The sequence below is a fragment of the Streptomyces sp. NPDC058469 genome, from assembly GCF_042721125.1.
Taxonomy (GTDB): domain Bacteria; phylum Actinomycetota; class Actinomycetes; order Streptomycetales; family Streptomycetaceae; genus Streptomyces.
In genome coordinates, this window is record NZ_JBHXME010000047.1 from 1 (window position 1) to 13,642 (window position 13,642).

General features: G+C 69.6%; 12 protein-coding genes. 7 read left to right on the forward strand and 5 right to left on the reverse strand.

Going from position 1 to position 13,642, the window contains the following annotated elements; translation table 11 throughout:
• The 7 genes from ACFWP5_RS21105 to ACFWP5_RS21135 form a co-directional block, all read left to right on the forward strand.
• The coding region (locus ACFWP5_RS21105; protein ID WP_384158473.1) for an APC family permease at positions 1–828 on the forward strand (828 nt) is incomplete at its 5' end.
• Positions 829–879: 51 nt separating this feature from the next.
• A complete protein-coding gene (locus ACFWP5_RS21110; RefSeq protein WP_384158476.1) occupies positions 880–2,100 on the forward strand; it encodes an arginine deiminase in 1,221 nt (406 codons plus the stop codon).
• Between the two features lie 20 nt (positions 2,101–2,120).
• Complete coding sequence (gene argF / locus ACFWP5_RS21115) at positions 2,121–3,122, forward strand: ornithine carbamoyltransferase (protein ID WP_384158479.1); 1,002 nt, start codon at positions 2,121–2,123, stop codon at positions 3,120–3,122.
• 3 nt (positions 3,123–3,125) lie between these two features.
• Positions 3,126–4,049 (forward strand): carbamate kinase, encoded by a 924-nt coding sequence (locus ACFWP5_RS21120; protein WP_384158482.1) that lies wholly within the window; start codon positions 3,126–3,128, stop codon positions 4,047–4,049.
• Positions 4,050–4,197: 148 nt separating this feature from the next.
• Positions 4,198–6,495 carry a formate C-acetyltransferase gene (gene pflB, locus ACFWP5_RS21125; RefSeq protein ID WP_384158485.1) on the forward strand — a complete coding sequence of 766 codons (2,298 nt, stop codon included), beginning with the start codon at positions 4,198–4,200 and terminating at the stop codon, positions 6,493–6,495.
• Entirely contained in the window at positions 6,492–7,238 is a 747-nt protein-coding gene (gene pflA, locus ACFWP5_RS21130) for a pyruvate formate-lyase-activating protein (RefSeq protein WP_384158488.1), read from the forward strand. The genes pflB and pflA overlap by 4 nt, the downstream gene beginning before the upstream one ends.
• A 672-nt stretch (positions 7,239–7,910) precedes the next feature.
• Positions 7,911–8,636 (forward strand): hypothetical protein, encoded by a 726-nt coding sequence (locus ACFWP5_RS21135; RefSeq protein ID WP_384158491.1) that lies wholly within the window; start codon positions 7,911–7,913, stop codon positions 8,634–8,636.
• An 80-nt stretch (positions 8,637–8,716) separates the two neighbouring features.
• Here the strand turns inward: ACFWP5_RS21135 and ACFWP5_RS21140 are convergent, their stop codons facing one another.
• From ACFWP5_RS21140 to ACFWP5_RS21160, 5 genes are all read right to left on the reverse strand, one after another.
• Positions 8,717–9,556, reverse strand: a complete 840-nt coding sequence (locus ACFWP5_RS21140; protein ID WP_384158494.1) for an SGNH/GDSL hydrolase family protein — start codon at positions 9,554–9,556, stop codon at positions 8,717–8,719.
• 68 nt (positions 9,557–9,624) lie between these two features.
• On the reverse strand, positions 9,625–10,638 hold the full coding sequence (locus ACFWP5_RS21145) for a hemolysin family protein (RefSeq protein WP_384158497.1): 1,014 nt from the start codon (positions 10,636–10,638) through the stop codon (positions 9,625–9,627).
• Positions 10,635–11,987 carry a hemolysin family protein gene (locus tag ACFWP5_RS21150; RefSeq protein WP_384158500.1) on the reverse strand — a complete coding sequence of 451 codons (1,353 nt, stop codon included), beginning with the start codon at positions 11,985–11,987 and terminating at the stop codon, positions 10,635–10,637. The genes ACFWP5_RS21145 and ACFWP5_RS21150 overlap by 4 nt, the downstream gene beginning before the upstream one ends.
• 186 nt (positions 11,988–12,173) lie before the next feature.
• Positions 12,174–12,599, reverse strand: coding sequence for a GNAT family N-acetyltransferase (locus ACFWP5_RS21155; protein ID WP_384158503.1), 426 nt, complete (start codon positions 12,597–12,599; stop codon positions 12,174–12,176).
• Between the two features lie 150 nt (positions 12,600–12,749).
• Positions 12,750–13,637 carry an LLM class F420-dependent oxidoreductase gene (locus ACFWP5_RS21160; RefSeq protein ID WP_384158506.1) on the reverse strand — a complete coding sequence of 296 codons (888 nt, stop codon included), beginning with the start codon at positions 13,635–13,637 and terminating at the stop codon, positions 12,750–12,752.
• Positions 13,638–13,642: the final 5 nt, after the last annotated feature.

A 13,642-nucleotide genomic window follows, 5' to 3' on the forward strand; every position in this document is an offset into this window, starting at 1 on the left:
GTCGCCGGACGAGTCCGCGAGCCGGGCCGCAACGTGCCGCGCGCCACCATCTACGGCACCCTCGCCTGCGCCGTCATCTACATCCTGGGCACCCTCGCCGTCTTCGGCACCGTCTCGCACGGTCAACTCGGCGTCTCCACCGCCCCGTTCACCGACGCCGCCAACAACATCCTGGGCGGCACCTGGGCCGGCGACACGGTCGCCGTCGCCGCGATCGTCTCCGGTATCGGCGCCCTCAACGGCTGGACCATGCTGTGCGCCGAGATGCCGTACGCCGCCGCCCGCGACGGACTCTTCCCCGGCGCCTTCGCGAAGCTGCGGGGCGAGAACGGTGTCCCCGTCTTCGGCATCGTCGCCTCGACCGTCCTCGCCTCCCTGATCACGATCTTCAGCTACACACGCTTCGACGACGTCTTCACCAAGATCGTGCTGCTGAGCGTGTTCACGGCCGTGATCCCGTACCTGTTCTCCGCCGCCGCCCAGCTGTACTGGCTGCTGGTGCGCGGACGCGAGAGCATCGCCGGCCGGCGCCTGGCCCGCGACATCACCGTCTCCGCCTTGGCGATGGTCTTCTCGTACTGGGCGATCCAGGGAAGCGGCTACCAGACCGTGTACTACGGCCTGTTCGTGCTACTGCTCGGCCTGCCGGTGTACGTGTGGCTGAAGCGGGGCCAGGGCGTGTACGGCGAGGAGTCGGCCCCAGCGCCCGTCCCCGAGGGCCGGGCCCCCGAGACCGCCGCGACACCGCCGGCCAGGCGGATCTCCCGCGCAATGGCCACCACCCGCACGGGGGGCCTCCGCAGGAACCGCCTCCGCAACCGCGGCTGACCGCGTCCCGAGCCAGGCCCACACCCGTACGACCAGAGGAGCAGCCCCGCCATGAACGCCACCGCCTTCCACGTCGACTCCGAGGTCGGCCGCCTCCGCCAGGTGATCCTGCACCGCCCCGGCCTGGAACTCTCCCGGCTGACCCCGCGCAACGTGGACGCCCTGCTCTTCGACGACATCCTGTGGGCCAAGCTCGCTCGCGAGGAGCACGACGCCTTCGCCCAGGTCCTGCGCGACCACGGCGCCCGCGTCCACTACTTCGCCGACCTGCTCGCCCGGACCCTCGCCGATCCAGAAGCCCGCGACTGGCTACTGGAGCGGGTCGTCACCCCGGCCACCGTCGGCCCGGCACTGATCGACCCCCTGCGCGAGCTGTGCATCGACCTCGACGGGGAGACGCTCGCCGACTACCTCATCGGCGGAATCCTCAAGAGCGACCTGCCGCTCGCCACCCCGCACAGCCTGGTCTGGAACACCCTCGACGCCGAGGACTTCGCGCTCACCCCGCTCCCCAACCACCTCTTCCCGCGGGACAACTCCTGCTGGATGTACGGCCGTCTGTCGGTCAACCCGATGGCCAAGCTCGCCCGGCGCCGCGAAAGCCTGCACGCCGAGGCCATCTACCGCTTCCATCCGATGTTCGCCGACACCGTCACCACACCACTCCTCGAAGGCGCGGTCGGCACCCTGGAGGGCGGCGACGTCCACGTCCTCGGCGACGGTGCCGTCATGGTCGGCATGGGGGAGCGCACCACCGCCCAGGCCGTGGAGAACCTGGCCGCCCGACTCTTCACCACCGGCACGGCGAACCGCCTGCTCGCCGTCCAACTCCCCGCCGCCCGTGCCTACATGCACCTCGACACCGTGCTCACCATGGTCGACCGCGACGCCTTCACCATCTACCCGGGACTCGCGGACTCCCTGCGCTCCTGGACGCTCACGCCCAGCGAGGCCCGCGAGACCGGCTTCGAGGTCACCCCGAACTCCGACCTGGCCGGCGCCCTGGCCGAAGCCCTGGACCTGGACAAGGTCCGGATGCTGTCCGCGCCGCAGGACATCCGCAGCGCCGAGCGCGAACAGTGGGACGACGGCAGCAACTTCCTCGCCCTCGCCCCCGGTGTCGTCGTCGGCTACGAGCGCAACGTCACCACCAACACCTACCTCCGCAAACAGGGCATCGAGATCGTCACCATCGCCGGAGCCGAACTCGGCCGCGGCCGGGGCGGACCGCGCTGCATGAGCTGCCCCATCGAACGCGACCCGGCCGCCTGACCGAGCAAGGGGACTTCACCATGACCGTCGACCTGCGAGGCCGCTCCTACCTGAGCGAACTCGACTTCACAGCAACCGAGATGCACCACCTCCTCGACCTGGCCGCCGACCTCAAGGCGGCCAAGCGCGCCGGCACCGAACAGCCCCGACTGACCGGCAAGAACCTCGCGCTCATCTTCGAGAAGACCTCCACCCGCACCCGCTGCGCCTTCGAGGTCGCCGCCGCCGACCAGGGCGCCCACACCACCTACCTCGGCCCCGGCGACACTCACGTCGGCAGCAAGGAGTCCATCGCCGACACCGCCCGGGTGCTGGGCCGGATGTTCGACGGCATCGAGTACCGCGGCTCCGCCCAGTCGATCGTCACCGAACTCGCCGCCCGATCCGGGGTTCCCGTCTACAACGGCCTGACCGACACCGCGCACCCCACCCAGAGCCTGTGCGACGTCCTCACCATGCACGAGCACAGCCTCAAGCCCCTGCCGGACATCAGCTACTGCTACCTCGGCGACGCCCGCAACAACATGGGCAACTCGCTGCTGTCGATGGGCTCCCTGCTCGGCATGGACGTCCGCATCGCCGCACCCAGGGCGCTGTGGCCGACGGCCGAACTGGTCGCCGTCTGCCGCGCGTTGGGCGAGGACAGCGGCGCCCGGATCACCCTCACCGAGGACGTCGAGACCGCCGTACGCGGCGCGGACTTCCTGCACACCGACGTCTGGGTCTCCATGGGTGAGCCCGCCGACTCCTGGCGCAAGCGGATAGAGCTGCTCCTCCCGTACCAGGTGAACGACAAGACGCTGGCCGCCACCGGAAACCCGGACGTGAAGTTCATGCACTGCCTGCCGGCCCTGCACGACCGTCGCACCCACCTCGGCCAGGACCTCTTCGACACCTACGGACTGGACGGCCTTGAGGTCACCGACGACGTGTTCTCGTCCCCCGCCTCGATCGTCTTCGACCAGGCGGAGAACCGACTGCACACCATCAAGGCCGTACTCGTCGCCACGTTGGAGGACTGAGCCATGCGCATCGTCATCGCGCTGGGCGGCAACGCCCTGTTGCACCGCGGCGAACGCCCCGACGCGGTGGTCCAGGAGGCGAACATCGACCGGGTGACGACCGCGATCGCCGCCCTCGCCCACGACCACGAGATCGTCATCACCCACGGCAACGGCCCCCAGATCGGCCTGCTCGCCGTCGAGAGCGCCGCCGACCCCGCCCTCAGCGCCCCCTACCCGCTCGACCTGCTCGGCGCCCAGACCCAGGGCATGATCGGCTCCCTGCTGGCCCGCACCCTGCACGACGCCCTGCCCGGACGCCGGATCGCCGCGCTGGTCACCCACACCCTCGTCCGAGCCGACGACCCGGCCTTCGAGCACCCCACCAAGTTCGTCGGCCAGGTGTACCCCTACGACATCGCGTCCGCGCTCGCGCGCAAACGCGGCTGGCACATCGCCGCCGACACCACCGGCTGGCGCCGCGTCGTCCCCTCCCCGGTACCCGAACGAATCCTGGAGACCGACACCATCCACGAACTGCTGGGCAGCGGCACGCTCGTCATCTGCGCGGGCGGCGGAGGTGTCCCTGTCACCGCGGACTTCGACACCGGCGCGCTCACCGGGGCGGAGGCCGTCGTCGACAAGGACCTCACGGCGGCCCTGCTCGCCGAGCACTTGAAGGCCGACTTCCTGCTCATCCTCACGGACGTGCCCTGCGTCTACTCCGGCTACGGCACCCCCGACCAGCGGCCCGTCCTCGGCGCCACCCCGGCCGAGCTGCGCCGGGGCGGCTTCCCGGAGGGTTCGATGGGTCCCAAGACCGAGGCGGCTGCCCGGTTCGTCGAACGTACCGGGGGAGTGGCTGCGATCGGCGCCCTGGACGCGGCCTACGAGATCGTCCACGGCCGGTCGGGCACGCTCGTCCGTCCCGGTCCGCCCGCCGTGTGAGCGTCCGCGGCGGGGAGGGCCGTTCGGCCCTCCCCGTGGGTCGGACGGCCAAGGTCAGGGCCCTGACCGGCCCTCCCGACGACCGGAGCGCCGTACCAGCATGGAGTCAGGGAGACATCCCCGTGCGGAACAAGGGAGAGAACCGGCGATGACAACGACAGCGGTAGCTGGAACACGCGCATCCGAGGCATGGCGCGGCTTCGCCGGCACACGATGGCGCGAGCGAAGCGAGATGGGGGTCCCCCCGGCCGAAGGCTGGGGGAGCGTCGACGTCCGCGACTTCATCCAGGCCAACTACACGCCGTACGAAGGCGACGCCACCTTCCTGACCGGCGCCACCGACCGCACGCGAGGCGTGTGGGAGAAGGTCAGCGCCCTGTTCCCGGAGGAACGGCGCAAGGGCATCCTCGACGTCGACACGGCAACCCCCTCCACGATCACCTCGCACGCGCCCGGATACATCGACCGCGAGCGCGAACTGATCGTCGGCCTGCAGACCGACGCCCCGCTCAAGCGCGCGATCATGCCCAACGGCGGCCTGCGCATGGTCGAGAACAGCCTGAGGGCCTACGGCTACGAGTCCGATCCGTTCGTCTCACGCGTCTTCGGCACCTACCGCAAGACCCACAACGACGGTGTCTTCGACGCGTACACCCCCGAAATGCGGGCCGCCCGCAAGGCCGGCATCATCACCGGCCTGCCCGACGCCTACGGTCGCGGCCGGATCATCGGCGACTACCGCCGCGTGGCGCTGTACGGCACGGACCGCCTGATCGAGGCCAAGAAGGCCGAGCGGGCCCTGCTCGACGCCTGCGCCTCCTCCGTCGAGGTCATCCGGGACCGTGAGGAACTCGCCGAACAGACACGGGCGTTGGGCGAGCTGACGCGGATGGCGGCCACATACGGCTGCGACGTCTCACGCCCCGCAGCCACCGCCCACGAGGCCGTGCAGTGGCTCTACCTCGCCTACCTGGCCGCCGTGAAGGAGCAGAACGGCGCCGCGATGTCGCTCGGCCGTACCTCCACCTTCCTCGACATCTACCTCCAACGCGACCTGGATGAAGGCGCCTTGGACGAGTCCCGCGCCCAGGAACTGATCGACGACTTCGTGATCAAGCTGCGGATCGTACGGTTCCTGCGCACCCCCGAGTACGACGCCCTGTTCTCCGGCGACCCGACCTGGGTGACGGAGTCCATCGGCGGCATGGGCGCCGACGGCCGCACCCTGGTCACCCGCACGTCCTTCCGCTTCCTGCAGACCCTGTACAACCTCGGCCCCGCCCCCGAACCCAACCTGACGGTCCTGTGGTCGCCCCAACTCCCCTTCGCATTCAAGGAGTTCTGTGCTCAGGTCTCGATCGACACCAGCGCCGTCCAGTACGAGTCGGACGAGCTGCTGCGCCCGTGCACCGGCGACGACACCGCGATCGCCTGCTGTGTGTCGGCGATGCAGGTCGGCAGGCAGATGCAGTTCTTCGGCGCCCGGGTCAACCTCGCCAAGGCCCTGCTGTACGCGGTCAACGGCGGCCGCGACGAGATGACCGGCGAACAGGTCGCGTCGCCGACGCCCCCGCTGACCGGCGAGTACCTGGACTACGAGGAACTGTCCAAGGCCTACGACCACGTCCTGGACTGGCTGGCGCGGACGTACGTCAACGCGCTCAACGTCATCCACTACATGCACGACAAGTACGCCTACGAACGCATCGAGATGGCCCTGCACGACTACCCCGTGCACCGCTTCATGGCCTGCGGCATCGCCGGCCTGTCGGTCGCCTCCGACAGCCTGTCCGCCGTCAAGTACGCCCGGGTGAAGGTGTTCCGGGACGCCACCGGCCTCGCCGTCGACTTCGGCACCGAGGGCAACTTCCCCGCGTACGGCAACAACGACGACCGAGCCGACAGCATCGCCGTAGGCCTGGTGGAGTCCTTCATGGCGAAGGTGCGCCAGTACCCCACCTACCGGAACGCCGAACACACCCAGTCGGTGCTGACGATCACCTCGAACGTCGTCTACGGCAAGCACACCGGCAACACCCCGGACGGCCGCCGTACCGGGGCGCCGTTCGCGCCCGGCGCCAACCCGATGAACGGCCGTGACCGGCACGGGGTGGCCGCCTCCGCGCTCTCGGTCGCGAAGCTGCCGTACGAGCAGGCACGTGACGGGATCTCGCTGACGACGACGATCACGCCCGAGGGGCTGGGGCACGCGCCCGACGAGCGCGCCGGGCACCTGGTGGGCATCCTCGACGCCTACATGTCGGCCGGCGGCTTCCACATGAACGTCAACGTCCTCGACCGCGCGACGCTGGAGGACGCGATGGAACACCCGGAGAACTACCCGGACTTGACCATCCGCGTGTCCGGCTACGCAGTCAACTTCGTCCGGCTGACCCGTGAGCAGCAGCTCGACGTGATCAGCCGTACCTTCCACGGATCGCTGTGAGCACCGGGCGCACCACGACCACCGGCCGGATCCACTCCTGGGACCTGTCCACCGGCGTGGACGGGCCCGGGACCCGGTTCGTCCTCTTCGTCTCAGGCTGCCCGCTGCGCTGCCTGTACTGCGCCAACCCCGACACCTGGCACATGCGCGACGGCCAGGAGATGAGCGTCGACGCGGTGATGGCGGAGATCGGGAAGTTCCGCGACTTCGTCACCACGGCCGGCGGCGGGGTCACCATCACCGGCGGCGAGCCACTGCTCCAGCCCGCGTTCACCGCGGAAGTCCTGCGCCGCTGCAAGGAAGCCGGCCTGCACACCGCGCTCGACACCTCCGGCTTCCTCGGCGCCCGCGCCACGGACCAACTCCTCGCCGACACGGACCTGGTGCTCCTGGACATCAAGTCCTTCGACATCACGACCTACCGCCACCTCACAGGCGGCGAACTCGCCCCCACCCTCAACTTCGCCACCCGACTCGACCGACTCGGCGCCCCCATGTGGATCCGATTCGTCCTGGTCCCCGGCTGGACCGACGATCTGGAGTCCGTGGACGCCCTGGCCGGCTTTGTGGCGGGACTCGGCGCGGTCGAGCGGGTCGACGTGCTGCCCTTCCATAAACTCGGTGCCGCGAAGTACGAAGCCCTCGGGATCCCCTTCCCATTGCTCGACAACCCGGTGCCCGACCCCGACCTGATCGAGAACGTTCGCGAACGCTTCAGGGAGCACGGAGTTCAGGCTTACTGAGCGCCGAGCCCTGGGTGGCGTCAGCTTCATGTGCGGCGGTCTGACGGTGGCCACAATGACCATGGACGCCGTCGTGGTCGGTCGGTAACGCGCCCTTCCCCACCGGACCACGGGGCGCGCGGCATTCGGTTGTCGGCCACGCTTGCTGTCGACCAGGCTAAGAGCGAGCAACCCTGGGTCGACTATCTGCCTGCGAGAGGAAGCGACACGTAATTGCTGCTGTCATTGTCGATGCCTGCCGGACCCGTAGGGGAGCTTTGGGCGCGGTATGTCCGTGACTTGTGGCGTTGCGACAACGGGTGTGGCGGGTGAATGACGGTGGCAACGCCCGTGGTCATGGCGCTCGTGGTGGCCGCCCGGTGGCCGGACGCCTTTGGACGGTGTGTCACGGGGCGGTACAGGTCAACCTGCCGCATGTGCTCTGATCAGGAAAAACGTCACTTGGCGGCACGGCGAGGCACTGGGCAACACGAACGCTCATGGTCTCGTAATGCGTAGGTGCGCGGTTGGGTCGCTGTTGACGTTGCAGTGTTGGTAGGAACTGATCAGACCTTCATCGGACCTGATGACGTGCGGGACTGGCATCTCGCTACACGTGATTTCCGGTTAGGTCAAGCGGCGATTACTTTGGATCCTCGGAGCCTCTGAACATCGCGTCGCCGGAGGACGATCATGGCTCCCCACTCGCACAATAGCCCCAGCTGGGATCAGAAGCTCGGCGTCGATGGGGCGAATCTGCCGCGCGGATCCGCAGCCGATCCCGTGGGCCGCTTCCATGTGGTGCGACAGCGAGGTGGAAGGCCCATTGCGGTGTCGGCGTGGCGCATCACGACTGACGACCATGCAATCGCTGATGCCTTGGGTGGGGTCTATGGAGGTGTGCCGCAGCTGCTGGGCACCGGCGACGAACGTGTTGTTGAAGTCCTCACTTGCTGCGATCGCGTTCCTGTCTTGCTGGATGGCAGGGGGGCCGTTTCGCTTCGGATGGTGAGGCGCGGACCTGGTGAGACTTTCCATGTCCGCGACGGAACCCGGTTCTTGGAGCCGGCGGGCCCACGTGGATCACTGTGTGGTTGTCCGACGAACCTGGCTGACCGCAAGGCGGCAGCCCGGGCAGGTCGCGGACCGATGCCGGAAGTCCGGATCGGCTTCCGGCTGGCGGATCTTCCCGAGCTGGGTGTGTTCTCTTTCGTGTCGACTTCGTGGGAACTCGCTGCCGAGCTACCCGCGTTGGCTGCTGCCCTGGAGGTGGCGGTTGTGCCGGCCTTGGGTGTGCTGCGATGTGAACTGGTGGAGTTCATCACACGCTCCGGGCTCGCCGTGAGCTACAGGCGGCCGGTCGTTGAGGTCGACAGGACGCAGGTCCTCGCTCAGGACGCTGTACGACTCGCGGCGTGACGTCGGTCTGTCGGCTGCAGGTGTCGTGCGGGTGAGGCTCCGCGTTCAATCGGCGCATGGCATCCGGGCGAGGCTCTGGGTTAGGGCTCTACCTGTCGCCAGTCCGTCACAGGGCCAGGGTTTGTGTGGTCCGCAGGGGTGACCCAGAAGGCTTTGCCCAGTTCAGCGCTAAATTGGGCGCCTGTCCGGCCGTCCCCCGAGGAGCGGCCGGTGAGGCGGCGGCCGATCCAGGGGAGGAGGTACTGGCGGGTGAAGCGGGCGTCTTCGACGCGGCGGGCGGTCCAGTTCGGGGGTGGGGTCGGGGGCATCGGGGTGCGCCACTCCGCGTCCTCGGGCTCGTAGCCGAGGGTCTGCCAGACCGCCTCGGCGACGCGGCGGTGGCCCTCATCCGTGAGGTGGAGGCGGTCGACGTCCCACGCGCGCGGGTCGCCGAGCGAGGGGGCGCCGTAGAGGTCGACGACGAGGGCGCCGTGGCGGGCGGCCACGTCGTCCACGCAGGTGAAGAGTTCCTCCATGCGGGGGCGGAAGCGCTCCAGAACCGGGCCCTGGCGGCCTGGGCTGCGCATCAGGACCAGGTGTTTGCAGGCCGGGGTGAGGCGTTCGACGGCCTCCTCCAGGAGGGCGCGGACCCGGCCCATGTCGCACTTGGGGCGCAGGGTGTCGTTCAGGCCGCCCACCAGCGTGATCACATCGGGCTGCATGGCGGCCGCCGGGCCGACCTGCTCGTCGACGATCTGCGCGATCAGCTTGCCCCGCACGGCGAGGTTGGCGTACCGGAAGCCGGGCGTCCGGGCGGCCATCCGGCCGGCGAGGAGGTCGGCCCAGCCCCGGTAGGTGCCGTCCGGGAGCCGGTCCGACATGCCCTCGGTGAAGGAGTCGCCGATCGCGACCAGGCTGGTGTGAGTGGGATTCGTCTGCATGGCGACAGAGATGGTAACCCGTGTACATACCCGCCGGTAGGTGGGCCTCCACCGGCACCCGTCCCGGCCTACGCCCGCTGCCCGAACAGCTCGCGCAGCACGTCCTCCATGGTCACCAGCCCCGTGAGTCGCCCCTCCTCGTCGAGCACCGCCGCGAGATGCGTACGGCTGCTGCGCATCGCGGTGAGGACGTCGTCCAGCGGGGTGCTCTCCTTCACGTTCGCGATGGACCGCATGTCCTCCACCTTGAACGGCTCGTCGCGCGGCGAGGCGTCGAGCGCGTCCTTCACGTGCAGGTAGCCGATGATGCGGCGCTCGCCGTCCACCACCGGGAAGCGGGAGAAGCCGGACTCGGCCGACAGGACCTCCAGCTCCGCCGGGGTGATGCCCGCGACCACGTAGTCGACGCGCTCCAGGGGGAGTACGACGTCCCGCACGGGCCGCCTGCCCAACTCCAGCGCGTCGTTCAGCCGCTCCAGGGCCCGTTCGTCGATGAGCCCGGCCTCTCCGGAGTCCCGCACGATCCGGGCCAGTTCGGCGTCCGAGAAGGACGCCGTGACCTCGTCCTTGATCTCGACGCGCAGCAGTTTGAGGAGCGTGTTCGCGAACGCGTTGATCGTGAAGATCACCGGGCGCAGCGCCCGGGAGAGGGTCACGAGCGGGGGCCCGAGGAGCAGCGCACTGCGGACCGGCTCGGCCAGGGCGATGTTCTTCGGCACCATCTCGCCGAGCAGCATGTGCAGATAGGTCGCCGCGGCCAACGCGATCACGAAGGACACCACGTGCCCCGCGCCCTCCGGCACGCCGACCGCGTGGAACACCGGTTCCAGCAGATGCGCGATCGCCGGTTCCGCGACGATGCCGAGCACCAGCGTGCACAGCGTGATGCCGAGCTGGGCCGCGGCCATCAGCGCCGACACGTGCTGCAGACCCCACAGCACGCTCTTCGCACGCCGGTCGCCCTGCTCGGCGTGCGGCTCGATCTGGCTGCGGCGCACCGAGATCAACGCGAACTCGGCGGCCACGAAGAAGGCGTTGACGACCAGCGTCGCCAACCCGATCAGCAGTTGTACGGCGGTCACAGCTCCCCCTTCACGGAATCGGAACCCGAATCGGAACCGGAGTCGTCGAGCGGCGCGTGCAGCAGCAGTCGCGCGGCCCGACGCCCCGACGCGTCCACCACGTCGATCCGCCACCCGGCGACCTCGACGATGTCCCCGACCTCCGGAATCCGCCCCAGCTCACTGGCGACCAGACCGGCCAGCGTCTCGTACGGCCCCTCCGGCGCCCGCAGTCCCACGCGCGCGAGCTGGTCCATACGGGCGGCGCCGTCCGCCGAGTACAGCGTGCGGCCGTCGTCGTCCGCCCCGGCCGGGGCCAGGTCGGGCGTCTCGTGCGGGTCGTGCTCGTCCCGCACCTCTCCTACGACCTCCTCGACGATGTCCTCCAGGGTCGCGACCCCGGCCGTACCGCCGTACTCGTCGATGACGACGGCCATCGTGCGCTTGCCCGACAGCCGGTCCAGAAGGCGGTCCACGGTCAGGGACTCCGGGACGAGAAGGGGTTCGCGCATGACCTCGGAGAGGGGGAAGCGGGTTCGCCGGTCCGCCGGCACCGCCAGCACGTCCTTGATGTGCACGGTGCCGACGACCTCGTCGAGGTTGCCGCGGTAGACCGGGAACCGGGACAGCCCGGTCGCCCGCGTCGCGTTCGCCACGTCCTCGCAGGTCGCCTGGGCATCGAGGGCGACGACCTGGACGCGGGGCGTCATCACGTTCTCCGCGGTGAGATCGGCGAGGTTGAGGGTCCGGACGAACAGCTCGGCCGTGTCCGGCTCCAGGGCGCCCTCCCTGGCGGAGTGCCGGGCCAGCGCGGCCAGTTCCTGCGGCCCGCGCGCGGAGGCCAGCTCCTCGGCCGGCTCCAGGCCGAAGGCCCGCACCACATGGTTGGCCGTGTTGTTCAGATGGCTGATGAACGGGCGGAACGCGGCACTGAACCAGCGCTGCGCGTTGCCCACCCGCTTCGCCACGCTGAGCGGCGACGAGATCGCCCAGTTCTTCGGCACCAGCTCGCCGACGACCATCAGGAACACCGTCGACAGCGCCGTACCCAGCACCAGTGCGACGGACTTCGACGCGGAGTGCGAGATGCCCAGCGATTCGAGCGGGCCCGCGATCAGCGCGGCGATCGACGGCTCGGAGAGCATGCCGACGACCAGATTGGTGACGGTGATACCGAGCTGCGCCCCGGAGAGCTGGAACGTCAGATTCCGTACGGCCTTCAGGGCACCCGCGGCGCCCCGCTCGCCCCGCTCGACCGCGCGCTCCAGCTCGCTGCGCTCGACGGTGGTCAGCGAGAACTCGGCCGCGACGAAGGCACCACAGGCGAGCGAGAGCAGGATCGCCACCAGCAGCAGAAGCACTTCGGTCATCGGGTCACCTCCGTCCCATGATCGGACAGGGCAGGGAGGTTCGCGCGATGTCGCGTACTGGGAGGCTCGCCCATGGGCGGACGCTCACACCTTTCGTGGAGATGCCGAAGGTCGTGGAGATGCCGAAGGTCGTGGAGATGTCGAAATTCGGAGTCGTCCGCCAATAGTAAAGGATGGGCAAAGTGATCAGATGGTGAGGTGCTTCACCCAGCGTCGCCACTGTTCCTCGGGTGCGTACCCCGCCGCGCGCCACGCATGCTGTCCGGTCTCGTTGCGCTCCAGCACCATCGCGTCCCCGCGGCGCCCGCCCAGCGCCACGAACCGCACCTCGGCAGCCGTGAGCAGCGCCGAGCCGATGCCGCGTCGGCGGTGGTCCGGATGCACGGCCAGTCGGTAGAGGTGGCAGCGCCAGCCGTCGAAACCGGCGATCACGGACCCGACGAGCCGCCCGTCACGTTCCGCGAGGATCAGCGCGTCCGGGTCCCTGGTGATGAGCCGGGCCACGCCGTCGCGGTCGTCGCTGATGCTCGTCCCTTCGGCGGCCTCGCGCCAGAAGGCCAGGACTGCGTCGATGTCGGCGAGGGCGGCACTGCGGATATGAAGATCGCTCATGGGGCGAGCCAAGCAGAGGGTGGGCGTGCGGGGCGAGAGGGTTTCGCCTGCGGCCAGTGGGTCTCGGCGCGACCGTCCCTCATGGGGTTGGCTCGACGGGCCGTCACGGGTTGGCCCGACGGGTCGTCATGAGAGTGCCCGGCCGGGTCGTCATGAGGTTGCCCCGACAGGCTCGCGCCGCAGTTCCTCGGCCACCGGCGCGAACGCCTCCATGTACGGCTCCAGCACGGTGAGATAGGAGAACCCGTACCGCTCGCGCAGCGTACGCACCTTCGCGGTGATCCGGTCCAGCGTGCCGACCAGCATGACGGGCAGGTCCAGCACCTGCTCCAGGGTCAGGTCCGGTCGGCGGTCCAGCAGCGGCCGGAGTGCGCTCGCGGGATCGTCGGTCACCGCCACGAGCTGGATGAGGAGGTTGAGCTCGGCGGCGGGTTCCTTGCGTGTGGCCGCGAACTCCCGGTACCGGGCGACCCGTTGGCCGAACTCGGCGGCGTCCACCGGCGCCAGCTTGCCCGTCGTGCTGCCTGGCTCCAGGCTCGCCCCCGCGAACGCCGCGATGTCCGCGTGCTCGGCGGTCAGACGCAGCATGCGGTCCCCGTTGCCGCCGAGGAGCAGCGGTACCCGGCACTTCGCGGCGTCCAGCAGCCGCCCCAACTCCTCGACCGTACGCCGCAGTTGGTCCACGCGTTCCCCGGGCGAACCGAAGGGCAGGCCGGCCGTGTCGTGCTCCGCCTGTACGTAACCGGTGCCGAGGCCGAGTTCGAGGCGTCCGCCGCTCAGGTCGTTGGTCGTCGTGACCTCGCGGGCCAGCAGAGTCGGGTTCCAGAAACCCGCGTTGAGCACGAACGTGCCCACCCGCGGCCGCTGGGTCGCCTCAGCCGCCGCGACCAGCGCCGGGAACGGCGCGACCATGCCCAGATGGTCCGGGACCAGGATCACGTCGTAGCCGAGCTCCTCGGCCCTTCGGCATCTCGCGCGCCACTCGTCGGCGGGCGCGGACGTGAGCAGACTGGCCCCGAAGCGGAACGGGCGCGGCATGAACT

What these genes read in the sequence shown, in the direction of transcription:
- ACFWP5_RS21140 (WP_384158494.1), bottom strand. Translation starts at nt 9,556, where the DNA reads ATGCAGACGAATCCCACTCACACCAGCCTGGTCGCGATCGGCGACTCC.
- ACFWP5_RS21120 (WP_384158482.1), top strand. Translation starts at nt 3,126, where the DNA reads ATGCGCATCGTCATCGCGCTGGGCGGCAACGCCCTGTTGCACCGCGGC.
- ACFWP5_RS21160 (WP_384158506.1), bottom strand. Translation starts at nt 13,637, where the DNA reads ATGCCGCGCCCGTTCCGCTTCGGGGCCAGTCTGCTCACGTCCGCGCCC.
- ACFWP5_RS21150 (WP_384158500.1), bottom strand. Translation starts at nt 11,987, where the DNA reads ATGACCGAAGTGCTTCTGCTGCTGGTGGCGATCCTGCTCTCGCTCGCC.
- pflB (WP_384158485.1), top strand. Translation starts at nt 4,198, where the DNA reads ATGACAACGACAGCGGTAGCTGGAACACGCGCATCCGAGGCATGGCGC.
- ACFWP5_RS21155 (WP_384158503.1), bottom strand. Translation starts at nt 12,599, where the DNA reads ATGAGCGATCTTCATATCCGCAGTGCCGCCCTCGCCGACATCGACGCA.
- ACFWP5_RS21135 (WP_384158491.1), top strand. Translation starts at nt 7,911, where the DNA reads ATGGCTCCCCACTCGCACAATAGCCCCAGCTGGGATCAGAAGCTCGGC.
- argF (WP_384158479.1), top strand. Translation starts at nt 2,121, where the DNA reads ATGACCGTCGACCTGCGAGGCCGCTCCTACCTGAGCGAACTCGACTTC.
- ACFWP5_RS21110 (WP_384158476.1), top strand. Translation starts at nt 880, where the DNA reads ATGAACGCCACCGCCTTCCACGTCGACTCCGAGGTCGGCCGCCTCCGC.